The following is a 25,110-nucleotide window of genomic DNA, read 5'->3' as shown; positions in this document are numbered from 1 at the left end:
GTTTGCCCAATCGCGTCTTGCTGGCTGATCGCATCGAGCAGGCCATGTCCAAGGTCAAGGAGCAGGGTGGCTATTTTGCGCTGATGTTCATCGACCGGGACGGTTTCGAACCGGTCAACGATGCTTTTGGCCACCACATGGGCTGATCAGTTGTTGCGCGAAGTCGGCTTGCGCCTGCGTGAAGATTTCCGTAGCCAGGACATCGTTGGCGCGCATCGGCGGCGATGAATTTGTGCTGCTGGTACGGCTCGCCGAGCCGGATGACGCGCTCGGCCTGGCGGCGCGTCAGGGTGGGGTTGATCGCGCGCTCGTTCCGGGTGGCTGAAAATGACTTGCAGATTTCCGCCAGCGTCGGCATCGCGTTATACCCAGGTAACGGCCGGAACGCCCAGGATTTGCTGATGAACGCTGATGCGGCGATGTACCACGCCAAGGGCGCCGGTAAAAACGGCCACAGCTTCTTCGACGCGTCGATGAACAGCAACGCGCGCAAACAGCTGCAATTGTTGCAATACCTGCGCAATGCGCTCGATCAGGAACGAAACAGCCTCGATTACCAGCCCAGTTCGACGCCGGTAATGGCCGGCCGGTGAGCGCCGAAGAGCTGCTGCGGTGGGAACACCCGACACGGGGCATGATGCTGCCGGACACTTTTATTGATCTGGCGGAAAAGACCGGGCTGATCGTGCAGCTTGGCGAGTGGGTGCTCAACGAAGCCTGCCGTCAGATGCGCGAATGGTATGTGCAGGGTTACACCGACTGGCGGATCGCGGTGAACCTCTCGGCGTTGCAGTTCTGCCATGCAGGCCTGGTTCAAAGTGTGGCCGAGGCCCTGAGCTTGCACCGGCTGCCGGCCAATAGCCTCGACCCTGGAAATCACCGAAACCACCGCCATGAGCGATGCGGACGCCAGCATGCACGATGATGCAGGACTCTCAATCATGGGCGTCGACCTGTCCATCGATGATTTCGGGACGGGCAGTTCGAGCTCGATGCGCACTCTGCGCCTGCCTGCTAATGAGTGGAAGTTGGACCGTGGGTTTGTCCGTGACCTGAACACGACAGCGACGACGCGGCGATTGTCTCGGCGATTATCGTACTCGGTCAGGCCCTGGGCTTGCGGATCGTCGTCGAAGGTGTCGAAACCGGCGTGCAGCAGAACTTCCTGATCAAACTGGTGTGATTCGTTGCAAGGCTATCTGCTGGGGCACGCGCAGCCGGCCGACCGATTCATGGTGGACATCCGGCGCGCAGAGAAACTGTCGACGGCCTGAAGATCTCACTGTCTGTAATGAGCTGCCGAACGCCAGGCTGCGATGGGCGCGAAGCTGTCGTGAAATCTGGCGGCGCGGTAGTCTCAGAAAGACCGCGTGTATCTGGGGTTACGACTGCTGCGCAGCCGGACGCAGCCTCGCAGGCTCGGCAGCTGCTACGGACGGTAGTGTGGCGTGGTGTTGGTAATGTCTGGTTGATGTGTGACCATGCAAAAGCCGGGTATGACGGCTATCCGATTTCCGATTGCTTACGCTGGAATGGGGAACGCCTACATGGACAAAGTCATCGTCATCACCGGTGGCGGTCGCGGTATCGGTGCCGCTACTGCTCGGTTGGCCGCCAGGCAGGGATATCGGGTTGGTATAAAGCTACCAATCTGGACGAGACCGCCGCGCAAAGCGTGCTGGAGCGAGTTCGAGCACTGGCGCTCCGGGCCATTGCGGTGCGCGCAGATGTCAGCGTTGAAGATGAGCGATCGCGCTGTTCCACCGGGTGGACACCGAACTGGTCGTGGTTACGGCACTGGTGAACAACGCCGGCACAGTCGGGCTCAATCCCAATCGACGAAATGTCCGAATTCCGCATTCTCAAAATCCTCAAGACCAACGACCTGGCACCGATCCTTTGCGCCAAGCACGCGGTCCTGCGCATGTCACCCAAACACGGCGGACAGGGTGGCAGCATCGTTAACGTGTCTTCGGTGGCCTCGCGTTTGGGCTCGCCCAACGAGTACGTGGATTACGCCGCGTCCAAAGGTGCGCTGGACAGCTTCACCATCGGCTTGTCCAAGGAGATTGCGGGCGAGGGCATTCGCGTCACTGCCGTGCGGCCGGGCTTCATCTTCACCGACTTCCATGCCCTGAGCGGCGACCCGGACCGGATTGGCAAGCTGAATCGGCGATTCCGATGGCGCGCGGTGGACGCCCGGATGAAGTGGCTGAGGCGATTGTCTGGTTGTTGTCGGACAAGGCTTCTTATGCGACCGGGACGTTTGTTGATCTGGGGGGTGGAAGGTAGTAGCGAAAACCCGCAAAGTATCTTGCGGGTTTCCGCTTTATCTATTTTTGGATGCAATAATTTTTTTCACAAGTTCTTGTAGTCTTTCTGATAGGTCAAGAACAGTGAAGTCAGGTTCTGATTTACAGATAATTTTAGCAATGCGAACTTTATCAGCTTTTTTGAATAGTGTTCCGTCCTTTCTCTCGAAGTGTAAGATGTTAGAGAATTCGGATGTTGCGGGTCTTGGTGTTGAAAGGTGGTTTTGTAACAGTTCTTGATTGTACTGAGTATTGTAGGGTAAGGGATGTAGTTTTCAATTTCGCGACCGCGTGTGATCCAGCAAAGATTGCTGTTTTCAAGTCCGTTGATATTTTCTTCGATCTTGTTTTTTATTTTGGTTTTTGTGCTGTTGATTGTGTCGGAGTCGGACTGCATGTCACTGTCTATGATGAAGGCCAGGTTGCGATTTAGTGCCTTCACAGCGATCAATACATGACGTCTTCTTCGAAGTCTTCTGATTCATCTAGTGATAAATGACTGAGCAGGCGGCCTCCGTAAAACATAATTGAGTAGTCAATGCCTTCTTTTAATTTGTGTTTCGTGTCTTTTGTAAAGTTTGAGATCCAGTGGTTTAGGTAGATTCTGTCGGACGGACCTTCAACCCAAATGATAAAATTTGCTTGTAGTATGTCCGATGCTTTATATCCTAAATCTTGGACAAGGTTGGACTTTGAAGCCGAACAGAAGGCTGAGTTGATCGTTGTGCCTGTTTCGCTCTGTTTTACTTGAAATATTGCAGCGTCAGGCATGTCAATTATTGAGGCTGAGTGTGTTGCAATAAAATATTGATTTGTTGTTTCCTCTGCAAGATACCTCATTAGTCTGCGCTGCAAGGCGGGATGAAGATGGAGTTCCGGCTCTTCTATGCAAATGACACTGTTCTCAAGCAGAGTACAGGCTGCTGCCAAAATAATAATTTCGTGAATTCCAGTTGCCAGGGATTCCAGTGGCAACGTTTTCTTGTCCATAAATACAGATATTTCATTTTTATAGGATATCTGGATCCTGGCTGATCGTATTTTGCAACACGGAGCGTAAAAAGTTGTTTATTTTATCGAATGGTTCGTGTATGTCGATACCGAAACTGTTGGGATTCTGGAGTTCTGCTAGTTTTTTTATAAGTCCTGAGCCAGAGGACGTATCTGTAGCATCCTCCGTATTTATTTCTCTTATGGCAGGTATGAGGCATGCATCTTTTTTTATTGTGATTTTTGCGTGCGCCAAAAGAATTTGTATCCAGGAATCTAACGCATCTGAGGTCCGATTGTTTTTGGCTGCTGAACTCGTTTATCGTATTTGTTATTCTTTGAAGGTCGTCTCTTCGATAAGTTTTCGAAGGCGTCATTGAAGTTTTTATCAAGTAGTTGAATGCGACCTTTTTGAGTTCGGCGCGGTTTAGTCCAAATAAGGTCGTTTTCGTCAGCTAATGTTGTGAGTATGCTTTTGGAGAGCGCTCGAAACGCTTCGTGCGAGGCGATAGATGAGTTGTTTGCGTTGATTTCAGCTTCGATTAAGTCGTTTGCAGTAATGCAGCTCCCGATAGTGGGGATGGCGGATTTTGTTTCTATGTTTCTTTCTAGGTCGGCAATTGCAAACTCTGCTGCTTCTTCTCATGCTTTGCGTCGGTATTCAACTTTTCCAGGTATTTTGATATGAAGTATAAAACAGTGGATTTTCCTGAGTTGTTTGGGCCGACGAAAAAGTTGAACTGCTTGAATGGGCCTATTTTTTGAACGGTTGTACCGATGCCTTTGAAGTTGGAGAGTGCGACTCCTTTTAGGACTCTGTACTCCGGGCATGTTGATCTCTGGTGGTGTGTATAATGGCTGCTTAAGCTGTTAAGTAATAAATTGGCTTGGGCTAATTCTAAATGTACCGACTTTAATCTAGAGGTGCCACTGTTTTGATGGCGCTTTAAAACGACCGCACAATCCGCCCCAACGTCTCCATGGCTTTCTCCGCCGCCTCATTCCAAGGGCTGCCGTAATTCAAGCGGATGCAGTTGCGAAACCGCTGCGTCGGCGAAAAATCGGTCCCCGGCGCGATGCTGATGCCCTGCGCCAACGCCATCTGGAACAACTTCAGCGAATCCATCTGCGCCGGTAATTCCAGCTACAGGAAATAGCCGCCGGCCGTTTGGCTGACGCGGGTCTGTGCCGGAAAATAGCGGGCGATGGCGGCGAGCATGGCGTTTGCTGTTCTTCGAGGGCGTAACGCAGTTTGCGCAGGTGTCGGTCGTAACCACCGTGTTGCAGGTAATCGGCGATGGCTGCCTGCGCCGGCATCGAGGCGCACCAGTGAGGTCATGAGTTTCAAGCGTTCGATCTTCTGCGCATAACGCCCGGCCGCCACCCAACCGATGCGGTATCCGGGGGCCAGGCTTTTGGCGAACGAGCCGCAGTGCATCACCAACCCTTGCGTATCAAACGCCTTGGCCGGTTTCGGCGCCTGCTGACCGTAATACAGCTCGGCGTAGACATCATCTTCAATCAGCGGCACTTGATGACGGCGCAGCAACTCGACCAATTCCTGCTTTTTCGCCTCGGGCATGGTCGCGCCCATGGGGTTCTGGAAACTGGTCATGCACCAGCAGACTTTGATCGGATGACGTTCCAGCGTCTGAGCCAGCACACCCAGATCGATGCCGTCCCGAGGGTGCACCGGAATCTCCACGGCCTTGAGTTTCAACCGTTCCAGAATTTGCAGGCAGGCGTAGAACGCCGGCGCTTCAATGGCCACCAGGTCGCCGGGTTCAGTGACCGCTTGCAGGCACAGGTTCAAGGCTTCCAGCGCGCCGTTGGTAATCAACAGTTCTTCCATCGGCAGCATCAGCCCGCCGACCATGTAGCGCAGGGCGATTTGTCGACGCAATTGCGGGTTGCCCGGTGACATGTCGGTGACGACCATGCGCGGGTCCATTTCCCGGGGCAGCGCTGGCCAGCGAGCGCGACAGGCGTTGCAGCGGGAACAGGGAGGGGCTGGGAAAGGCGGAGCCGAACGCGACGGTATTGGGGTCCTTGATCGAGTCGAGCACCGAGAACACCAGTTCACTGACGTCGACTTCGGTGGACTCGTTGACCTGGCTGCTGATCACCGGCTCCGAAAACGGGCTCGGTGCGTGGGCGTTGACGAAGTAGCCGGAGCGCGGCCGGGCGCGGATCAGGCCTCAGCGTCTGGAGCAGGTAATAGGCCTGGAACACCGTGGACGGACTGACGCCGTAGGTTTGACTGGGCGTAGCGCACGGATGGCACGCGCTGGCCGGGACCGAGGACGCCGGAGCGGATCAGTTCGGCGATGTCGTCGGCGAATTTTTCGTAGCGTTTCATCTTGAGCCCGGATCGGTGTCATTTTTTGAAAGACCGCGGTGTCTTCATCGCGGGCAAGCCCGCTCCCACAGGTATTGCGATGTCCTTGTGGGGCGGGCATGCCCGCGAATGGCAGCTACCGCAGTCTAAGGATCAGCGGTTCATCGGCGCAACAAACCGGCTCTTCGCTTCGCTATAAATGTCCGGTTCATCACTGTCGACAACCCTGAACGTGATCGCCTGCGAGCTGCTGGCTGGCCGCTCCGTGGTCATCGCCACGCGACACCGGCACATCGACAATTTCGCCGGGCGCCAGGCTCAGCTGCGTTTTGCCCTGCAACTGAAAGCCGTCACCCTCGACCAGGGTCAAACGATAGTCCTGACGCTGCTGTGTTTTGTTGATGACCTTCAGGCTGTAAATGTTTTCGATCTGGCCCTGGCTGTTCTCGCGGAACAGCCCACGGTCCTTGCTCACGTCCAGCGACACCATTGGCCGCTCCACCAGCGCGAGGGCGAGGCGCCGATCATCACCAGCAGCACCGCCGTGTAACCGATCAGCCGTGGCCGTAGCAGGTGCGTCTTGCCACCCTGCAATTCATGCTCCGAGGTATAGCTGATCAGCCCGCGGGCGTAGCCCATTTTGTCCATGATCGAATCACAGGCGTCGATGCAGGCCGCGCAACCGATGCATTCCATCTGCAAGCCATCGCGAATGTCGATGCCGGTCGGGCAGACCTGCACGCACAACCTGACAATCGATGCAATCACCCAGGCCGACCTCGGCCGGTTTCACCTCACGTTTGCGCGGGCCACGATTTTCGCCTCGGGCAGCATCATAAGAAATGGTCAGGGTGTCCTTGTCGAACATCACGCTCTGGAACCGCGCATACGGACATGCATGTGCATGCACACGGCTTCACGCAACCAACCGGCGTTGATGTAAGTGGCGCCGGTAAAGAACAGCACCCAGAACAGGCTGACACCGCCCATATGCCAGGTCAGCAGTTCTTCGGCCAGCGGCCGGATCGGTGTGAAGTAGCCGACAAATGTCAGGCCGGTGAGCAGACTGATCGCCAGCCACAGCGTGTGCTTGGCTGAGCGGCGCAAGAGTTTGTTCAAGCCCCATGGCGCGGCTTGCAGCTTGATTCGCTGGTTGCGCTCGCCTTCGGTGATCTTCTCGCACCACATGAAGATCCAGGTCCAGGAACTCCTGCGGGCAGGTGTACCCGCACCAGACCCGGCCGGTGAACACGGTGATCGCAAACAGGCCGAATGCGGCGATGATCAGCAGGCGCCGAGAGCAGGATGAAATCCTGCGGCCAGAAGGTCGCGCCAAAGATGTGGAATTTGCTCCGGAAAGGTCCCAGAGCACCGCCTGGCGGTCGCCCCAGTTCAGCCACACCGTGCCGAAAAACAGTAAAAACAGAAAACCCGCACCGCTCAGGCGCAAGGTGCGGAACAGGCCGGTAAAACTGCGGGTATGGATCAAGTTGTCGCTGGACTTGGCCTTCAGCTGGACGCGAAGGCTCAAAGTCTGTACAGGGGCGCTTTCAACTAATCGGACGGGGATTCTATCGCTCATGGTCTGTCGCTCATCAGCCTCCATCAGGCCAGCGCACTATGAGCGTCGATCTGTTTGCATAACAGACTCAGGTATTGCAATAAAAAGCGGATCAGATGAGCGCTGACCCGCTACCTGCGACAACTTGAAGCACCTGCCACAGCAGGACGTGCATACGTAAATCAGACCGGCGCAGACGATGTTGATCAGCGTCAGTCCAAATCACCGAATCACTGTTGGTGGTCATCAAGTGCCGGCGACCGTCCACCGCGCCTGCTACGGTCAATGCATCGGCTTCTGCTTCGGTGATGTAGACGCGCTGTCCGTTCAGGTCGACGGCTGACATGGCTTTGTCCGAGTCAGTGATGATGGTGACGTCGGGGCACAGGCGAATTTCCTCGCCGTTTTCCAGGATAAAAAAGCAGGTCTGGTTTTCGATGCGCACGGTCATGGGGCAGGTCCTTTATTCAGCAGTACATGAACGTTAGGGCGCGCAGGACGACCATCGTTCGCTGCAACCGATTAGTGGTCAGCGCGGTCCACCCTCTAACAACTCAAAAGGACCACAGCATGAACGCCTGGTGGCATGAGGTTTGGGTGACGCTGCAAGCGGAGTTCGCCGACATCGGCGACGCCTCCCAACTGACGCGCATTAGCGTGCGCTTGCTGATGGCCGCTGTGCTGGGCGGCATCCTCGGCTTTGAGCGAGGCACAAGGGCAAGGCCGCCGGCGTCCGCACCCACATGCTGGTGGCGTTGGGGGCCGCGCTGTTCGTGCTGGTGCCGCAGATGTCCGGCGCCCAGGCCGACGCCATGAGCCGGGTGGTGCAGGGCGTCATTGCGCGGGATCGGTTTTCTGGGGGCTGGGACTATCCTGAAAAACACCGACGGCGACGAAGCCCACGTCAAAGGCCTCGACCACCGCCGCCGGGTTATGGATGACCGCCGCGATCGGCGTCTCGGCCGGTTTGGGACGTGAGGCGACGGCGCTGTTCAGTACGGTGTTGGCGTTGGCGATCTTTAGCGTGATGCCGAGGATTGTGCGGCTGATCGACAAGGATCACACCGGGTAATCATCGTTCCCACGCTCTGCGCGGGAACGATCACGGCTTCACAATCACCGGCGGCATTGTGCTCGGTGGTTCTTCCCGAGGCGGTGGCTGGGTGCCGGGTGGATCTTCCTCGGGTACTGGCTCCGGTTCGGTGGGTGGAATGACCGGGCTGTCGATGTTCGGATCAGGCGTTTCGGCGGGGATTGGAATACTCATTGTTGAAATCTCCGAGTGTCAGTCTGCGGTGGCACATGGCGTAACTCGTTAGCTTAAGTGGATTGACCTGCTGACGCGCGAATTGATTCCCCGGCAATCAGCCTGGGCAAATCACTCTGAACTTTTATCGAATCCGGTGGCTCCCAACCTAAGCGAATCCATTCAGGGAAACCCGGTACAAGAGCGTCCATGGGGCGTGAAGGAGCGATGCTCGATGACTGCGCAAAAACCGACAGAGCTGAACTACAACCCTCACATGCCGCTGTCGCAGGCGTTACTGCTGCCGCGAATCGCGATTGAAAACACCCAGCCGACCCTGGATGGCGGACAGTTCGCCGTCAAAGCCGTGGTGGGTCAGGACGTGGTGGTGTCCAGCAAAGTGTTTGCCGACGGTCACGACAAACTGGCGGTGCGGCTGCGCTGGCGCGCCGATGGCGATGACATCTGGCAAAGCGAAGTGATGGCCGACCAGGGCAACAATGGCTGGCAGGGCCAGTTCCGCGTCGAGCGTCAGGGGCGCTATCTGTTCTGCATCGAGGCCTGGATCGATCAGTTCGCCAGTTTCTGCTACGAACTGGAAAAGAAGCACGCAGCGCGAATCCCCGTCAGTCTTGAGTTGCAGGAAGGACGCACGCTGGTCCAGCAGGCCGCCGGGCGCAGCGAAGGCCTGTTAAGCGAACAATTGGCGGCGTTGCACCATGAGTTGTCCGGCCTGCTCGAAAACGAGCAGGTCGCGCTGTTTGTGCACCAACGTAGCGCCGAGCTGATGGCTCAGGCCGATCATCGCGCCTACGTGAGCCTGAGCCCGGAGTACCCGCTGGATGTCGAACGGGAGCTGGCGCAGTTCGCCAGTTGGTATGAGCTGTTCCCGCGCTCGATCACCGATGATCCGGCCCGACACGGCACGTTCAATGACGTGCACTCGCGGTTGCCGATGATTCAGGACATGGGATTCGACGTCCTGTATTTCCCGCCGATTCATCCCATCGGACGCAGCTACCGAAAAGGCCCGAACAACTCCCTGACTGCCGGTCCGGACGATCCGGGCAGTCCCTATGCCATCGGCAGCGAAGAGGGCGGGCATGAGGCGATTCACTCGCAACTGGGCACCCGCGAAGACTTCCGCCACCTGGTCGCCACGGCGGCGGACTACGGGATTGAAATCGCCCTCGATTTTGCGATTCAGTGTTCCCAGGACCACCCGTGGTTGCAGCAGCACCCGGGCTGGTTCAACTGGCGGCCGGACGGCACGATCAAATACGCCGAAAACCCGCCGAAGAAATACCAGGACATCGTTAACGTCGACTTCTACGCTAACGACGCCATCCCTAGCCTTTGGGTCGAACTGCGCGACATCGTGGTCGGTTGGGTTGAAGAGGGTGTGAAGATCTTTCGCGTCGACAACCCTCACACCAAACCGCTGCCGTTCTGGCAGTGGCTGATCGCCGATGTGCGGGCGCTGTACCCCGAGGTGATTTTCCTCGCGGAAGCCTTTACCACGCCGGCGATGATGGCGCGGCTGGGCAAGGTCGGCTATTCGCAGAGCTACACCTACTTCACCTGGCGCAATACCAAGCATGAGCTGGCGACGTATTTCACCGAGCTCAACGAGTCACCGTGGCGCGAATGCTACCGGCCGAATTTTTTCGTCAATACCCCGGACATCAACCCGTTTTTCCTGCATGAGTCGGGGCGCGCGGGCTTTCTGATCCGCGCGGCGCTGGCGACCATGGGGTCGGGTTTGTGGGGCATGTACTCGGGCTTCGAGTTGTGTGAGGCGGCATCAGTACCGGGCAAGAGAGGCTACCTCGACTCCGAGAAGTACGAAATCCGCCCGCGGGACTTCAATGCGCCGGGCAACATCATTGCCGAAATTGCCCAGCTCAACCGGATTCGTCGGCAAAACCCGGCGCTGCACACGCACCTGGGCTTAAAGGTCTATAACGCCTGGAACGACAACATTCTGTATTTCGGCAAACGCAGCGCGGACGGCGGCAACTTCATTTTGGTGGCGGTCAGCCTGGACCCACACAACGTTCCAGAAGCCACTTTCGAATTGCCGCTGTGGGAAATGGGCCTGCCCGATGACGCCAGCACCCAGGGCGAGGACTTGATGAACGGCCACCGCTGGACCTGGTATGGCAAGTACCAGTTCATGCGCATCGACTCCGGCGTATCAACCGTTCGGGATCTGGAGGATTACCGTCTAGCACGCAGAACCCTGTGGGAGCGAGCTTGCTCGCGATAGCAATTTGACAGACAGCACAGTTGTTGAATGTTCAATCGCCATCGCGAGCAGCTCGCTCCCACAGGTAATCATTGGGTTTGAGGCGGGTGATCGGCTCAGCGGCCTTTTCGAATTCAACAGGAGTTTCAAATGGCGAAGAAACCCAAGGCAGCCACGTTCATCAAAGACCCGCTCTGGTACAAGGACGCGGTGATCTATCAGGTTCACGTCAAATCGTTTTTCGACTCCAACAATGACGGGATCGGCGACTTTCCGGGCTTGATCGCCAAACTCGATTACATCGCCGACCTCGGCGTCAATACCATCTGGCTGTTGCCGTTCTACCCCTCGCCGCGCCGCGACGATGGCTACGACATCGCCGAGTACCGTGGCGTGCACGCCGATTACGGCACCATGGCCGACGCCAAACGCTTCATTGCCGAGGCGCACAAGCGTGGCCTGCGGGTGATTACCGAACTGGTCATCAACCACACCTCGGATCAGCACGCCTGGTTCCAGCGCGCACGCAAGGCCAAACCCGGCTCGGCGGCGCGAGGACTTCTACGTCTGGTCCGATGACGATCAAAAATACGACGGCACGCGCATCATCTTTCTCGACACCGAGAAATCCAACTGGACCTGGGACCCGGTCGCCGGCCAGTACTTCTGGCACCGTTCTACTCCACCAGCCCGACCTGAACTTCGATAACCCGCAAGTCATGAAAGCCGTGCTCTCGGTCATGCGCTACTGGCTCGACATGGGCATCGATGGTCTGCGCCTGGATGCCATCCCGTACCTGATCGAACGTGACGGCACCAACAACGAAAACCTCCCCGAAACCCATGATGTCTTAAAGCAGATTCGCGCCGAGATCGACGCCAATTACCCGGACCGCATGCTGTTGGCCGAAGCCAATCAATGGCCGGAAGACACCCAGTTGTATTTCGGCGACACCGACGCCAAGGGTTTGAACGGCGACGAGTGCCACATGGCCTTTCATTTTCCGTTGATGCCGCGCATGTACATGGCGCTGGCTCAGGAGGATCGCTTCCCGATCACCGACATCCTGCGCCAGACGCCGGAGATCCCGGCCAACTGTCAGTGGGCGATTTTCCTGCGCAATCACGATGAGCTGACCCTGGAAATGGTCACTGACAAGGAGCGCGATTACCTGTGGAATTACTACGCGGCCGACCGTCGGGCGCGGATCAACCTGGGGATTCGCCGGCGCCTCGCGCCCTTGGTGGAGCGCGATCGTCGTCGCGTGGAACTGCTCAACAGTTTGCTGCTGTCGATGCCGGGCACGCCGACCCTGTATTACGGCGATGAAATCGGCATGGGCGACAACATCTACCTCGGTGACCGTGACGGTGTGCGCACCCCCATGCAATGGTCGATCGACCGTAACGGCGGGTTTTCGCGCGCCGACCCGGCCAGCCTGGTGCTGCCGCCGATCATGGACCCGCAATACGGCTACCTGTCGGTCAACGTCGAATCTCAGGCGGGCGATCCGCACTCGTTGCTCAACTGGACCCGGCGCATGCTCGCCGTGCGCAAACAGTCCAAGGCGTTCGGGCGCGGTACGCTGAAAATGCTGTCGCCAAGCAATCGCCGGATTCTGGCCTACACCCGTGAATTCACCGGGGCCGATGGCAAACACGAAATCATCCTGTGTGTGGCCAACGTCTCGCGCAGCGCGCAAGCGGCAGAACTCGACCTGTCGGCCTACGTCGGCATGGTGCCGGTGGAGATGCTCGGCGGTAACGCCTTTCCACCGATTGGTCAGTTGAATTTCTTGCTGACGCTGGCTGCCTTACGACTTCTATTGGTTCGGGCTTGCAGCGGAAAACCAGATGCCGAGCTGGCACGTTGAACCGGCGCAGAGCCTGCCGGACTACACCACGCTGGTACTGAAGAAGCGCATGGAAGAACTGCTCGAGGCGCCGTCCCGTGGCACGCTGGAGCAAGGCATCCTGCCAAGCTGGCTGCAAAACCGCCGCTGGTTTGCCGGCAAGGACGCCGCCATCGAACAGGTCGGCCTGGCCTACGGCGTGCGTTTCGGCGATCCGCTGCACCCGGTGCTGCTGAGCGAAATCGAAGTGACGAGTGCCGGCCAGACCCATCTATCACGTTGCCGTTCGGCTTTATCCCCGAAGACCAGGTAGGGGCCGCGCTACCCCAGCAATTGGCCTTGTCGCGGGTGCGCGACGCCGGGCGCTAGGTGGGGTTGATCACCGACGCCTTTAGTCTTGAACACTTTGTCCGTGCAGTGTTGCGAGGCATGCACAACGACACAGTGCTGCCTTCGAGTGCGGGCGACATCCGGTTTGAACCGACCGCAGAGCTGGCGAAACTCGGTCTAACCGACGAATCCCCTGTGCGTTATCTGTCCGCCGAGCAATCCAACAGTTCGGTGGTGATCGGCAACAGCCTGGTGCTCAAACTGATCCGCAAACTCGCCTCGGGCGTGCACCGGAACTGGAAATGAGCGCGTACCTGACTAGACCGGGTTTGCAATATTTCGCCGTTGCTGGGCTCGGTGGTTCGCCGCGATGAACAAAGGCGAGGACACGTTGTTGATGATCGCTCAGGGCTATTTGAGCAATCAGGGCGATGCCTGGGAATGGACTCAGAACAACCTTGAACGCGCCTTGCGTGACGAGTTGGCCGACGCCGTGTCCGAGCAGGAGCAGCACTACAACGCACTCGGCGAGCTGAAGGATTTTGCCTGCATGCTCGGCCAGCGCCTCGGGGAATGCATCGGGTACTCGCGACCTCGACGAAAGACCCGGACTTCGCCCTTCCTGGTCACCACACAGAAAGAGGCGCTGGCCTCGGCCAAGGATGTGGCAGCGCAAATGGAACATGCACTGAAGTTGCTCAAGCGCCATCAAAATGAACTGAGCCCGGCGGACAAAGCCTTGGTCAGCCGTTTACTGGACAACAAAACCATCCTCGGCCATGTGCTGAACTCGGTAAAAAAGCCGCCGGTGGTTTGCGCATGCGTGTCCACGGTGATTTGCACCTGGGGCAGGTGCTGGTGATCAAGGGTGACGCCTACCTGATCGATTTCGAGGGCGAGCCGGCGCGGACGTTGCATGAACGTCGGGGTAAGCACAGCCATACAAGGATGTCAGTGGTGTGTTGCGCTCTTTCGATTACGCCGCTGCGATGACGATCAATGTGCACAACGTCGACAACACTGCGCAGGCACAGCTGCTGCTCGTCAACGGGTGGCCGAGCGCGACTTGATTGAAGCAAAACAGGCATTTGTCGACGCTTATCGGCTGGCGGCGAGCTAGTCTTCTTCATGCAGAAATGGCCAGATCCGGAAGGCGCGGACGCCGCGCTGGCGTTGTTCGGTCTGGAGAAGGCGGCCTGTGAAGTGGCGTATGAGGCCGAAAATCGACTCCACTTGGCTGCCGGTGCCCTTGCACGGCTCGTATGGATTATTGAGTGGAAGCCCAAACGCTTTTCCGATCTTGGTGGAGAGTAGTCATGAGTTTCTCGAACAAGGAACAGGGTCACGCCGCAGAAGGCGCTACTGTCCAGGTTACTCGGATATCGATGCGTTGGTGCGCGCCGAACATCGCGACCTCTTTGCAATTCTCGGTCCCCATGGCGACGGTGTCACGGCAGACATTCGCATTCGAGCCTATTTTGCCAGACGCGTTGAGCGTGCAGTGCTGTGGCCGGTGGGACAACGGGGAGGAACTCGGCAGCCTTGAAGCCACCCAGACCCCGGGATTGTTTGTCGGGCACTTCGACCGTGCGCAGGCGTACCTGTTGCGTACCCGCTGGGCCGGGGGCGAGAACAGGTGCGAGCGAAGACCCTACAGCTTCGGTTACATCGCTCGGCGAAATGGATTTGTACCTGTTCGCCGAAGGCAATCACCGTGACCTGGAGCAGCTGCCACGGTGCGCAGTAGAAACGGTCGATGGTGGCCGACGAAGCGTACCGTTCGCCGTGTGGGCCCAATGCCAAACGCGTTTCGGTGGTGGGTGATTTCAACAACTGGGATGGTCGCCGCTGCCGGATGCGCACTGCGTCATCCCACCGGGGTACCGGAGCTGTTGATTCCGCGTCTGCGAGCAGGCGAAGCCTACAAATACGAAATTCTCCACGGCACCCACGGTATCTACACTCAAGGCTGACGCCGATGGCGCTGCTACCACCTTGCCGCCAGACACCGCTTCGAAGGTCGCGTCACCACTGACCATCGACTGGCACGGATCAGGCGTGGATGCAGTAGCGGGGCGAACGTCAGCGCCCGACTGCGCCGCTGTCGATCTACGAATTGCACGCTGGTTCCTGGCAGTGAGACTGGATGATTTAGCGCAAGTCGCCCGCCAGTACACCCTGGCTCGAGTTGGGTGAGCGGCTGCAGTTCGCTATGTGAAGGATTTGGGGTTCACCCACATCGAGCTGATGCCGATCATGGAGCGACTCGTTCGGCGCGTTCGTGGGGTTATCAACTGCTTTCGCAATTCGCCCCGAGCGCGCGTGCATTGTTCACACCCGATGACTTTGCCGCGTTCGTCAACGCCTGCCATCTGGTTGAAAGCATGCGTTCTTCGATAAGGTGCCGGCCATTTTCCCACCGATGTCTATGGCCTGGCGCAGTTCGACGGCACGGCGCTGTACGAATACGGCAACCCGCTGGAAGGTTTTCATCAGGACTGGGACACGCTGATCTACAACCTGGGCCGCACCGAAGTGCACGGTTACATGCTGGCCTCCGGGAGGTTGCACTGGCTCAAGCATTTCCACGTCGATGGCCTGCGTGTCGATGTGCGGTGGCCTCTACGCTGGGACATCGCGACTACTCGCGCAAGGACGGCGAATGGGTGCCGAATTGCCATGGTGGTCGGGAAAACCTCGAAGCCATCGACTTTTGGCGCCATCTCAACGACGTGGTGGCACTGGAGGCGCCTGGGGCGCTGGTTATCGCCGAAGAATCCACGGCGTGGCCGGGTGTCAGCCAGAGTACGCAACAGGGCGGTTTGGGCTTTGCCTACAAGTGGAACATGGGCTGGATGCCGATTCGCTGCGTTACATCCAGCAGGATCCGGTGTACCGCGCGCATCACCACAACGAACTGAGTTTTGGCCTGGTGTACGCCTGGTCCGAGCGATCATCCTGCCGATTTCCACGACGAAGTGGTCCAGCGGCAAGCATTCGCTGATCGACAAGATGCCCGGTGATCGCTGGCAAAAGTTCGCCAATTTGCGCGCCTACTTGAGCTTCATGTGGACGCACCCTGGCAAGAAGCTGTTGTTCATGGGCTGTGAGTTCGGTCAGTGGCGCAGTGGAACCACGATCAGCAACTCGACTGGTACCTGCTGCAATACTCCGAGCACGGGGTGCAGAAACTGGTCGGCGACCTCAATCGGCTGTACCGCGAAGAACCGACGCTGCATGAGCAGGACGATGCCCTGAAGGCTTCCAGTGGCTGATTGGCGACGATGCGATCAACAGCGTCTACGCGTGGTTGCGCTGGAGCAAGGAGGGCAGGTGCCGGTGTTGGTCGTGGCCAACTTCACCCCGGTGCCGCGTGAGGGGTATCGCGTGGGCGTGCCGTTCGCCGGGCGCTGGACCGAAGTCATCAACAGCGATGCGGCGTTGTATGCCGGTTCCAACTACGGCAACAGTGGCGGGGCGTTCAGCGAGGAACACGCCGAGCCATGGGCAAGCACTGTCGTTGGTGTTGAACCTGCCACCGCTGGCGGTATTGATCTTGCGGCCGGAGGGTTGATCTGTCATCGCGGCAGCCACGCCGCAGGAGCGAGTTTGCCGTGATGAAGTACTTCAGTCGAAATCAAAGGTGACTGACATACCGCTATCGCGAGCAAGCTCGGTTCCTACAGGTGGTGACAGCCAAAACGACACAAACTTTTACCACCGCATCCGCACACCCAGACTCACAATCAACCCGTTCGAATCATTGTCATCCACATCACTGCTGTAATCGGCTGCCGACATAAAAGCTGACCGCAGGCGTGACTCTGGCCACCAGTCCCAAACCCACTTCGACCGTTGATGAATTTCGACTGCTGCTGATCTTGTCGACCTGGTCGAGCGTCACGGTATTGCCGGTGTACACGGTGTACCACAAGTTGGTTCGCACGTAGGGTTCGACGCTCCAGGCCGTTGATGTCGTAACTACCTCTCAATCGGGCGCCGACCCGACCGCTCCAGACGTCAGCTCGCTTGATGACGCATTGCCCGAGCCGGCGTACGGCGTATCCAGGTAATGCGCTGATTGATCAATTGCGCCTGCGGTTCAACCACCCAGTTCTCGGTCAAGCCAATCGGGAAGCCGCTTCCCACCGACAAGGTCATCCCGCTGCCTTCTCGTGGCTAGTCGTTCACCCTGTTCGTTGCGGCTGAAGCCGCTGACCCGGCCGCCGCTGGCAGTCAAATCCACATGCCAGCCTTGAGGGCCGATCAGGCTCCAGTAAGCGCCGAGGCTCTGGCCTTGCAGGTTAAGGGTGTCGTTGTTGGGGTCGGCCAGGGCTGGGCTGGTCAGCAAGCCGTTGCTGTCGCCTTGCAGGCGGGCTTGTGCCGCCGATCAGGCCGACTTCGGGTATGGCCGTTGCTGCTTGTGCAAGGTGAGGATCGCCGGGCCTTTGAGTTCAGGTGCTGCCTGGATCGAGAATCCCTGCGACAGGTAGTCGGTCTGCGCCTGCCGCGACGGTTTGCCATACACCTGATCCCAGGTTGAAGGGGCTACGTCTCTCGATGGTCAGGTGTGAGCTTGTTGTATCGGATGCGAGGCCGAAGTGGCCGGGATAGGACGACATGATGCTATTAGGCAAGGTCAGACACAGGAACTTCCTGGCGATACCACGGGGCGGTTTCTTGCCCGACCGGTCCCGCCTGGACCTCCAGGGTTGAGCACAGCAAGATAGAGCTGGAGGCAGTGCGAAAAGTGACTTTTATCTCTTGTTGGGTGAATGAAGTTTTCATGGGGGTCTACCTTGCAATCGCATGCGGTATCTCGCTGTGGCGTCTCTCCTACCCCCGAATGAGGGGCGACCGAGTGGATTGGGGCATGCGCTTTGGGCGCCCGGTTTGGCGGGTGTCTTGGGGATGCCCCTGATGGTACTTCGGGGTAGTAAGGTGTAGCTAAGAAGACCGTTGACAGTGCGTCAAGAAAATGGCCGATAAATTGTATGGGTATTTTGTGTGTTACAAGTGACTGATTTACGGCGCGTATCTAAGCGCTTGTTTGTTCGATAAACCGTCACAAACTCTCGTGTTGGCACTTTTTTGAGACACTCTGCCGGTTACCAACTGACCCTCGCACCTACGTTTACGGCCATCGCGCGCAGCTGATTGCTGTCGATGTTACTGCTGTAGTCTATGCCGCCATAAACGCTCACTGCTTTGGCGAGGGCTTAGACCATGCACGACTCCCAGGTCGGCCGAAGACGAACGCTGTTCAGTATCGATCCGTTCAGCACCGGCGAAGGTCACCGAGTCGGTGCCGGAAAAGGTGTGCCATAGATTGGCGCGCACACAAGGCTCCAGCGGTCGGCCACTGACTTCATAGCGCCCCTTGAATCTTGCACCGAGGCGACCGGTCCAGGCGTTGTCGGAATTGAATGAGACGTGGGAGACACCGTCATCCTGGCTGTCCAGCGAAACTTTGGTGGATGACTTGCGCCTGGGGTTCAATCACCCAATTACCCCCGATTGGAAAGGGGTAACCGGTTTCTGCTGATAACGTCAGCACATGACCGCGGTTATCCAACTTAAGACCCCGTTCGGAGTGCGCATCGCCGTCCAGCCGGGTGCCGCATGATGACGGTGTCGACGTACCAGCCCCGCAGGGTTAGTCAATGTCCAATACAGGCCATAACTGTCGCCTTCAACTTCTACGTTGCCAGCACGTTTGCCTTCGAACCCTTCGTTGAAACCGTCGACATCCCCCTGCAAACGCGTGTGACCGACAAAAAAACCTGGTGCGTTGGGACTGACCTCCGGGAGGTCTGCGAACTGTACCAGGTCGTTACCCACCTGGAAACCACTGAGCTGGCCGTGTCAGGCGTGGCGTCACGGTACCGGCCCGGGTCTGATCAAGGTTCTTGCCATAGGCTCGGCCCCAGCCAGCTGCCCAATGCCCCGGTTTCAGTGAGCAGCCGCTGATCACCTTGGCGATCATGGAAGGTGCCGAGTGCGCTCAGGGTCAGTTGTGCGGCGGCGGGCGGCAGTATCGACCAGACGGGAACTTCCTGGCGATAAAGCGGGATTGGTGCCGCACCCGATACAGCGGCTGGTAAAACCGGTAATGGAGGACTGCCCGCCGGTGCTTCGGCGGGCACGGGCGTTGCGACAACCGGAACGATGAGTTGCGGCAATGTCGGATCGGGGTTGGGTATGCGGCTATGGTGGCCGGGGCCACGACTGCCGAGCGCAAATACCAACTGTTTTCTGTGCCCGGTGTGACGCCGCCCTTGAACAGTCGGTAATCGAAGGCACCGGCCGACACCGAAGTCTTGAGCGCAAAGGCATCGGCGTTACTGACTGCCGTGCCGTGGGCCTGCACCAGTTGAATGCCGTTCTGTTGCGTCAGCCCACCGGTCCCGCCCAGGTTGCTGACAGTGATCAACGTGCTGCCGGTTATCGACCCATTGATTACCACCAGTTTGTCGCTGGGTGAACTGTCGTCACCCACCAAGCTTTGCAGCAGCATCTGGCCGCCGTTACCCGCGTAGCTGCCTTGCACGGTCAGCGTGTCATTGGTGCGGTTATTGCCGCTGCTCAGATCGAGGGTCCCTGCGTTATTCAACGTGGCAAGCTTTCCCGCGATAAAGGGCATCATGCTGCCTCTGAGCGGACGTCAGCGCTACTGCTGCTATCAATGTTGAACACGCCGGTGCCGCTGGCGCTGTCTCCCAGGACAAAAATGCCGGCAAGGTCCATTTTCGAACCGTTGCTCAGGTTGACCGACTCCCAGTTGGAGTAGCGCGCAGGGCCGGCGGTGGCGACGTGGTCGAAAGTCAGTACATCGTTGTCGTTGCCGCCATCGATTGCCGGGGTCAGGGCGAGGGTGCTTTCGGTCAGGTTGCGCAGGGTCACGCTGTCATTGCCGTCACCCATCAGGATGGCGGAACGGGATCCGCCGCCTTCCCAGAGCAGTTTGTCATTGCCGAAACTGGCGCGAACCTGGCCGACGATTTCCCCGCCTGTCACGGTAATGCTGTCATTGCCGCCGCTGACGCTGAGGTTGCCACCAATCCGCCCACCGGAAAGGATGATGGTGTCCTTGCCAAAACCGGTCACCAGATTGCCCAGGATCTGCCCACCCGACATGACATAGGTATTGTCGTCGAGCTTCATGTCGACCCGGCCGATGACTCCCCCGGTCATTTCTGCAAAGTCACCGTCACTTCGAACACGTCGACAATGGTGCCGCCGGTCATCAGGAATCGGTCGAACTCCGTCGCCTTGGCCAGGGACTTAATCCTGCCGCCATTCATGATGAACGTGTCAATGCCACTCTGTTGATGGACTTCGCCGGTAATTATCCCGTTGTCGATTTGCAGTGTATTGGCGCCAGTACCTTGATCGAGCACACCAGCAAGGGTGCCCGAGCGCATCAATACCTGAGTCACTACCTGCACCAAAGGTCACATTGCCATTAATGGTTCCAGTGCCATTGGCGGGAAGGTCAGGACGTTATTACCCGACAAATCGGTGAGTGGCCCGCTAATGCCACTGTCGCACACATAGTTGTCGTTGCCGGCGGTAGATATGAGTGAACAGGCCGCATCGGCGATTTGCGACCAGCCCACACATAGCCAGAACGTCAAGGCGCAGGCCGAATAACGGTAGTGGGTCGCTTCCATGTTCGTCTCCACGTATCGATCGGCGCCACGACACCGCTCACTGCGTGAGTGACAGCGTGTCAGGCGCCCTGGGCAGCGCGAATTGCGAGACGACATCGGTAATGCAGGGTCCGAACTGAAAAGTCTTTGGCAACAGTGGCTGCTACGGGTTGTGTATCCGAACGTGCAACGGATACGGATAGTTGCACCGTAACAACAGATGTTGAACGCCGCTACTGTCAGAAATAACAGGTAGGGGCGCGTATTTTCGTTCGAAGCAAGGACTTGAATGGAGCCCACCGGTCATTCAAAGGTGCACTTCCACCGCTAACGGCAGATGATCCGACAAATGCGTCCAGGGTTTGTTGCCGAGAATTCGTGGCTCATGGCTGCTGGCATTGCGCAGGTAAATCCGGTCCAGGCGCAGCAAGGGAAAGCGGGCGGGGTAGGTTTTGGCCGGGCGCCCATGGGCGCGTTCGAAGGCCTCATGCAAATAGTCGCGACGGGCGAGGGCGGCATTGCCTTGCAGCTGCCAGTCGTTGAAGTCGCCGGCGATGATCACCGGGGCCTGGTCGGGCAGGGACTCGAGCAATTGACACAGGAGCTGCAACTGCAACTGGCGATGGCTTTCGAGCAGGCTCAGGTGCACGCAAATCGCATGCACTTCTGCGTGCCCCGGCACTTCCAGCACGCAGTGCAACAACTCACGCGTCGTTCGGGGCCGGTGATCGATACGTCAAGGTTACGAAATTCACGGATCGGGTAATTCTGACAGCAATGGCATTGCCATGGTGGCCATTGGGGTAGACCGCATTGCGCCCATAGGCAAAGTCACTCCACATGCTGTCGGCGAGGAATTCGTATTGCGAGGTCTGCGGCCAGTTGTAGTAACGGGATGAATGCCGATCGTGTTCACCCACCACCTCCTGCAGGAACACAAGGTCGGCGCCTGTACTGCGCACCGCCTCGCGCAGCTCCGGGAGGATGAAACGCCGGTTGAGGGCGGTGAACCCCTTGTGAGTGTTGACCGTCAGCACCCTCAGGCGATGAATCGTCGGGGACGGGTGCAAGGCGGCCCGCTGCTCGGGATCGCTGGTCACGTTTGCTCCTCGAATCAGGACTGCTTATGCATGCGACTGATGTCGCTGCGGGCGTTCAGTGCCACTGCAATTTTGTAGCAGCTGTAGCAGGTGGCAGCAGGTGTAGCAGCTGTCGAGGCCTGCGAGGCTGCGTTCGGCTGCGTAGCGGTCGTAAAACCTGCACATGCGATCTTTATGAAACACCGCGCCGTCTGATTTCACGACTGCTTCGCAGCCGGACGCAGCCTCGCAGGCTCGACAGCTGCTACAGCTGCTACAGCTGCTACGGCTGCTACGGATTTCCAGATGAACACGATTTCGTAAGGCATACGTATGCGGTCCAGGATCACTCGGGGCAGCAGGGGGGCAATGCCCAGGGCCGGCTCGCCGTCGAGCTGGCTGGCATAGGCGTGGGTGGCGTGGCTTTTGCGCGCGACGGTCCAGGTGTCTAGGCGCACTTTGCGCGCTCGGTGCCAGGGCATCAGGCCGTGGTCGCGAGCCGGCCAGTGCCACGCCCAGACAGGCATTTCATGGAACGTCGCGCCGACCTGGCTCGCCGCGAGGGCACAGGCACGACCGACGGCGTTGTGATCAGACGTGCCGTCTTCGCGCCAGGTACTGAACACGACGTCGCCAGGGCGCAAGTAACGGGCAATGAATTGGGTCAGTTGCGTCTCGTGTTCGGGCCAGGGCGTTGTCGGTGAAGCCGCCACGAATCCATTTCAGGCTGTGCAACGGCAAGCCAAGCCGGCGCAAGGCTTCGACGCTTTCCTGACCACGAAACACGCTCAGGCGCTTCTCCGACCATTGTTGCGAACCCGGATGGGGAGCGCTGCCATCGGTGATCGAAATCAATTGCAGGGGATGTTCGAGGGTAGAGAGCAGTTGCAACAAGCCGCCACAGAAGACCACTTCATCGCCGGGATGCGGCGCGATCACCACGGCGCGGGCGCCGGTGGGGACTAGGGTCTGGGTGTTGATGACCGGGATATTGTCCAGCTGCAGCGCACTGTTCCAGATTTGTGCTGGCTGGCTGCTGTCGATGATGCAGACGGGTTTCATCGGGCCTACGTCCTTGTTCTGTTTGATGACAATTGTGCAACGCTCCGTACCCTGGATTGTCGGCAACAGAGTATTGCTCAAGTCACGCTGTTCGTCGCGTGACGGTTTCATCTAAGTCCGTTTATTTTTAGTCGACTTGTAGCCGATTGCGCAAAGGGTCGCCCAAACCTGCGCGTGCGTTACTCTTCGTCCTCATGCTGCAATTCGAACAGCAGCAGTGAGCGGGCGGTCACTGCAGTACTCGTGACCAGAACTCGAAACGTTCCTGCCCACGAATCGACGGTTGATTGGTATCGATCATGCAAGTCCAGAAGCCACCATCCGGCACTTCCGGTAATGTGAAGTTGACGATGTCGTGGTGCGCGTTGACCACCAGCAACAGGGTCACGTCCGCACCTTTTCGGCGGATGCCGGTTTCCTGGGCGCGGCCATCGAACAAGATCCCCAGGCACCGACCGTGGGCCTTCTCCCATTGTTCCTGGGACATTTCACCACCGTGCGGCGAGAGCCAGGTGACGTCCTTGACGCCAATGTCCTCGTTGTACTTGCCCACCAGGAAGCGCCCGCGACGCAGGATCGGGTAAGTCAGACGCAGCTTGATCAGGCGTTTGACGAATTTGAGCAAGGCCTTGCCGTCTTCGCTGAGGTCCAGTTGACCCAACCGATTTCGCTGTCCTGGCAATAGGCGTTGTTGTTGCCTTCCTGGGTCCGGGCGAATTCGTCGCCCGCGACCAACATCTCGGCGTGCCTTGGGACAGCAACAGCGTGGCGAAGAAATTGCGCATCTGTCGCTGGCGCAGCTCGTTGATCTCGGGGTCGTCGGTCGGGCCTTCAACGCCGTGATTCCAGGACAGGTTGTTGTTGCTGCCGTCCTGGTTATTCTCGTCGTTGGCTTCGTTGTGTTTGTCGTTGTACGACACCAGGTCGTTGAGGGTGAAACCGTCGTGGGCGTGATGAAGTTCAGCAGGAAACGGAGGGCGCCGGCCCCGCTGGTTGAACATCTCGCCCGAGGCGGTCATGCGGCTGGCGAAATCGGCGAGTTGGCCATCGTCACCTTTCCAGAACGCGCGCACGGTGTCGCGAAACTTGTCGTTCCATTCCACCAGCCCGGCGGAAAGTTGCCCACCTGATAGCCACCGGGGCCGCAGTCCCAGGGTTCGGCGATCATTTTCACCTGGCGCAGCACCGGATCCTGGCGGCAGGCCACGAGGAAACTGTGGCGCTCATCGAAACCGTCGTGGTAGCGACCGAGAATAGTCGCCAGGTCGAAGCGAAAGCCGTCGACGTGCATTTCCGAGGCCCAGTAGCGCAAGGAATCCGTGACCATTTGCAAGACGCACGGATGGCTCAGGTCCAGCGTGTTCCCGGTGCCGGAATCGTTGATGTAGAAGCGTTTGTCGTCGGGCTGCAAGCGGTAGTAGGGGACGTTGTCGATGCCGCGCATCGACAGGGTCGGCCCTTGTTCATTGCCCTCGGCGGTGTGGTTGTAGACCACGTCGAGGATCACTTCCAGATTGGCTGCGTGCAGGTGCGCGACCATTTCCTTGAACTCGGCAATCTTGCCGCTGGCCAGGTAGCGTGGGTCCGGGGCGAAGAAGGCAATGCTGTTGTAGCCCCCGTAATTGGTCATGCCTTTGTGCAGCAAGTGTTGATCGTTGACGAAGGCGTGGATCGGCAGCAATTCAACGGACGACACGCCGAGCTTGCGGATGTGCTCCAGCACATCATCGACCATCAACCCGGCAAAGGTACCGCGCACATTTTCGGGAACCGAGGGGTGTCGCATGCTGATGCCGCGCACGTAGGTTTCGTAGATGATCGTTTTATCCCACGGCACGCTCACGCGATGGTCGTGACCCCAGGTGTGCGCAGGGTCGATGACCTTGCATTTGGGCACAAAGGGCGCGCTGTCACGCTCATCGAAACTGAGGTCGGCGTCGGGGTGGCCGATGGTGTAGCCGAACAATGCTTCGGACCATTTCAACTGACCCGGACCAGTTGCTCGGCATACGGGTCGATCAGCCAGGCTATTGGGGTTGAAACGATGCCCATTGGCCGGGTCGTACGGGCCATAGACGCGATAGCCATAGATCAGCCCCGGATGGGCGTCGGGCAAGTAGCCATGGTAGATCTCATCGGTGTATTCAGGCAGCTCGATGCGTTCAAGTTCCACCTCGCCCGAGTCATCGAAAATGCACAGTTCGACCCTTGTGGCGTTGGCGGAAAACAACGCCGAAGTTGACCCCCAGACCATCCCAGGTTGCGCCCAGCGGGAAGGGCAGGCCTTCACGAATTCGCGAGGCCTCGGCGCGGGTTCTGGCGCGGCTTTCTTCTGGCGTGGTCATAGGTGCTCCTGCAAACGGGGATCAAGTTTTTCGAGGGACGAGCATGCCCAAAGTGGCGAGCGAACTCGCCACGTCATCGATCAAGGCAAAGCGC

The 25,110-nt window shown here is 58.3% G+C and carries 8 protein-coding genes and 13 pseudogenes; 6 read left to right on the top strand and 15 right to left on the bottom strand.

Annotation, left to right across the window (positions count from 1 at the left end):
* A pseudogene (locus AB4N76_RS29885) lies at nucleotides 1-1,274 on the top strand (putative bifunctional diguanylate cyclase/phosphodiesterase); the annotation flags it as partial.
* 273 nt (nucleotides 1,275-1,547) lie between these two features.
* Nucleotides 1,548-2,292: pseudogene (locus AB4N76_RS29880) on the top strand (SDR family oxidoreductase).
* Between the two features lie 467 nt (nucleotides 2,293-2,759).
* Here AB4N76_RS29880 and AB4N76_RS29875 read toward each other — a convergent pair.
* From AB4N76_RS29875 to AB4N76_RS29860, 4 genes and pseudogenes are all read right to left on the bottom strand, one after another.
* A complete protein-coding gene (locus AB4N76_RS29875) occupies nucleotides 2,760-3,302 on the bottom strand; it encodes an ATP-dependent nuclease (protein ID WP_460163945.1) in 543 nt (180 codons plus the stop codon).
* Nucleotides 3,303-4,248: 946 nt separating this feature from the next.
* Nucleotides 4,249-5,661: pseudogene (mapR, locus tag AB4N76_RS29870) on the bottom strand (GntR family transcriptional regulator MpaR).
* Nucleotides 5,662-5,793: 132 nt separating this feature from the next.
* Nucleotides 5,794-7,222 (bottom strand): annotated as a pseudogene (ccoG, locus tag AB4N76_RS29865) (cytochrome c oxidase accessory protein CcoG).
* 199 nt (nucleotides 7,223-7,421) lie between these two features.
* Nucleotides 7,422-7,652 (bottom strand): annotated as a pseudogene (locus AB4N76_RS29860) (DUF3203 family protein); the annotation flags it as partial.
* A gap of 119 nt (nucleotides 7,653-7,771) precedes the next feature.
* Here AB4N76_RS29860 and AB4N76_RS29855 point away from each other — a divergent pair.
* Nucleotides 7,772-8,273 (top strand): annotated as a pseudogene (locus AB4N76_RS29855) (MgtC/SapB family protein).
* A 30-nt stretch (nucleotides 8,274-8,303) separates the two neighbouring features.
* Here AB4N76_RS29855 and AB4N76_RS29850 read toward each other — a convergent pair.
* Entirely contained in the window at nucleotides 8,304-8,468 is a 165-nt protein-coding gene (locus tag AB4N76_RS29850) for a hypothetical protein (protein ID WP_175648999.1), read from the bottom strand.
* 214 nt (nucleotides 8,469-8,682) lie between these two features.
* Between AB4N76_RS29850 and AB4N76_RS29845 the strand changes: the two are divergent.
* The 3 pseudogenes from AB4N76_RS29845 to glgB all read left to right on the top strand — a co-directional run bounded on the left by AB4N76_RS29845 (nucleotide 8,683) and on the right by glgB (nucleotide 16,452).
* Nucleotides 8,683-10,678, top strand: a pseudogene (locus tag AB4N76_RS29845) (alpha-1,4-glucan--maltose-1-phosphate maltosyltransferase).
* Between the two features lie 167 nt (nucleotides 10,679-10,845).
* Nucleotides 10,846-14,192, top strand: a pseudogene (treS, locus tag AB4N76_RS29840) (maltose alpha-D-glucosyltransferase).
* 67 nt (nucleotides 14,193-14,259) lie between these two features.
* Nucleotides 14,260-16,452: pseudogene (glgB, locus tag AB4N76_RS29835) on the top strand (1,4-alpha-glucan branching protein GlgB).
* 140 nt (nucleotides 16,453-16,592) lie between these two features.
* Here glgB and AB4N76_RS29830 read toward each other — a convergent pair.
* The 10 genes and pseudogenes from AB4N76_RS29830 to glgX form a co-directional block, all read right to left on the bottom strand.
* Nucleotides 16,593-17,666, bottom strand: a pseudogene (locus tag AB4N76_RS29830) (autotransporter domain-containing protein).
* Nucleotides 17,667-18,047: 381 nt separating this feature from the next.
* On the bottom strand, nucleotides 18,048-18,377 hold the full coding sequence (locus tag AB4N76_RS29825; RefSeq protein WP_460163944.1) for an autotransporter domain-containing protein: 330 nt from the start codon (nucleotides 18,375-18,377) through the stop codon (nucleotides 18,048-18,050).
* On the bottom strand, nucleotides 18,325-18,435 hold the full coding sequence (locus AB4N76_RS29820; protein WP_460164655.1) for an autotransporter domain-containing protein: 111 nt from the start codon (nucleotides 18,433-18,435) through the stop codon (nucleotides 18,325-18,327). Before AB4N76_RS29820 ends, AB4N76_RS29825 begins: the two co-directional genes overlap by 53 nt.
* Nucleotides 18,436-18,888: 453 nt before the next feature.
* Nucleotides 18,889-19,524, bottom strand: coding sequence for a hypothetical protein (locus AB4N76_RS29815; RefSeq protein WP_460163943.1), 636 nt, complete (start codon nucleotides 19,522-19,524; stop codon nucleotides 18,889-18,891).
* On the bottom strand, nucleotides 19,521-20,072 hold the full coding sequence (locus tag AB4N76_RS29810) for a hypothetical protein (protein WP_460163942.1): 552 nt from the start codon (nucleotides 20,070-20,072) through the stop codon (nucleotides 19,521-19,523). The genes AB4N76_RS29815 and AB4N76_RS29810 overlap by 4 nt, the downstream gene beginning before the upstream one ends.
* Nucleotides 20,069-20,317: a hypothetical protein gene (locus AB4N76_RS29805; protein ID WP_460163941.1), complete on the bottom strand. Its 249-nt coding sequence runs from the start codon at nucleotides 20,315-20,317 to the stop codon at nucleotides 20,069-20,071. Before AB4N76_RS29805 ends, AB4N76_RS29810 begins: the two co-directional genes overlap by 4 nt.
* Before the next feature lie 15 nt (nucleotides 20,318-20,332).
* Complete coding sequence (locus AB4N76_RS29800) at nucleotides 20,333-20,551, bottom strand: hypothetical protein (protein WP_460163940.1); 219 nt, start codon at nucleotides 20,549-20,551, stop codon at nucleotides 20,333-20,335.
* 286 nt (nucleotides 20,552-20,837) lie between these two features.
* Nucleotides 20,838-21,630 (bottom strand): annotated as a pseudogene (locus AB4N76_RS29795) (endonuclease/exonuclease/phosphatase family protein).
* A 284-nt stretch (nucleotides 21,631-21,914) separates the two neighbouring features.
* A pseudogene (locus tag AB4N76_RS29790) lies at nucleotides 21,915-22,671 on the bottom strand (PIG-L deacetylase family protein); the annotation flags it as partial.
* 179 nt (nucleotides 22,672-22,850) lie between these two features.
* A pseudogene (glgX, locus tag AB4N76_RS29785) lies at nucleotides 22,851-25,016 on the bottom strand (glycogen debranching protein GlgX).
* Nucleotides 25,017-25,110: the final 94 nt, after the last annotated feature.

The organism is Pseudomonas sp. S2_F03, from assembly GCF_054668335.1.
The sequence above is the reverse complement of the archived record's forward strand: the minus strand, read 5'-3'. Positions and strand labels throughout refer to the sequence as shown.

What these genes read in the sequence shown, in the direction of transcription:
- AB4N76_RS29810 (WP_460163942.1), bottom strand. Translation starts at nt 20,072, where the DNA reads ATGACCGGGGGAGTCATCGGCCGGGTCGACATGAAGCTCGACGACAAT.
- AB4N76_RS29800 (WP_460163940.1), bottom strand. Translation starts at nt 20,551, where the DNA reads ATGGAAGCGACCCACTACCGTTATTCGGCCTGCGCCTTGACGTTCTGG.
- AB4N76_RS29815 (WP_460163943.1), bottom strand. Translation starts at nt 19,524, where the DNA reads ATGATGCCCTTTATCGCGGGAAAGCTTGCCACGTTGAATAACGCAGGG.
- AB4N76_RS29850 (WP_175648999.1), bottom strand. Translation starts at nt 8,468, where the DNA reads ATGAGTATTCCAATCCCCGCCGAAACGCCTGATCCGAACATCGACAGC.
- AB4N76_RS29875 (WP_460163945.1), bottom strand. Translation starts at nt 3,302, where the DNA reads ATGGACAAGAAAACGTTGCCACTGGAATCCCTGGCAACTGGAATTCAC.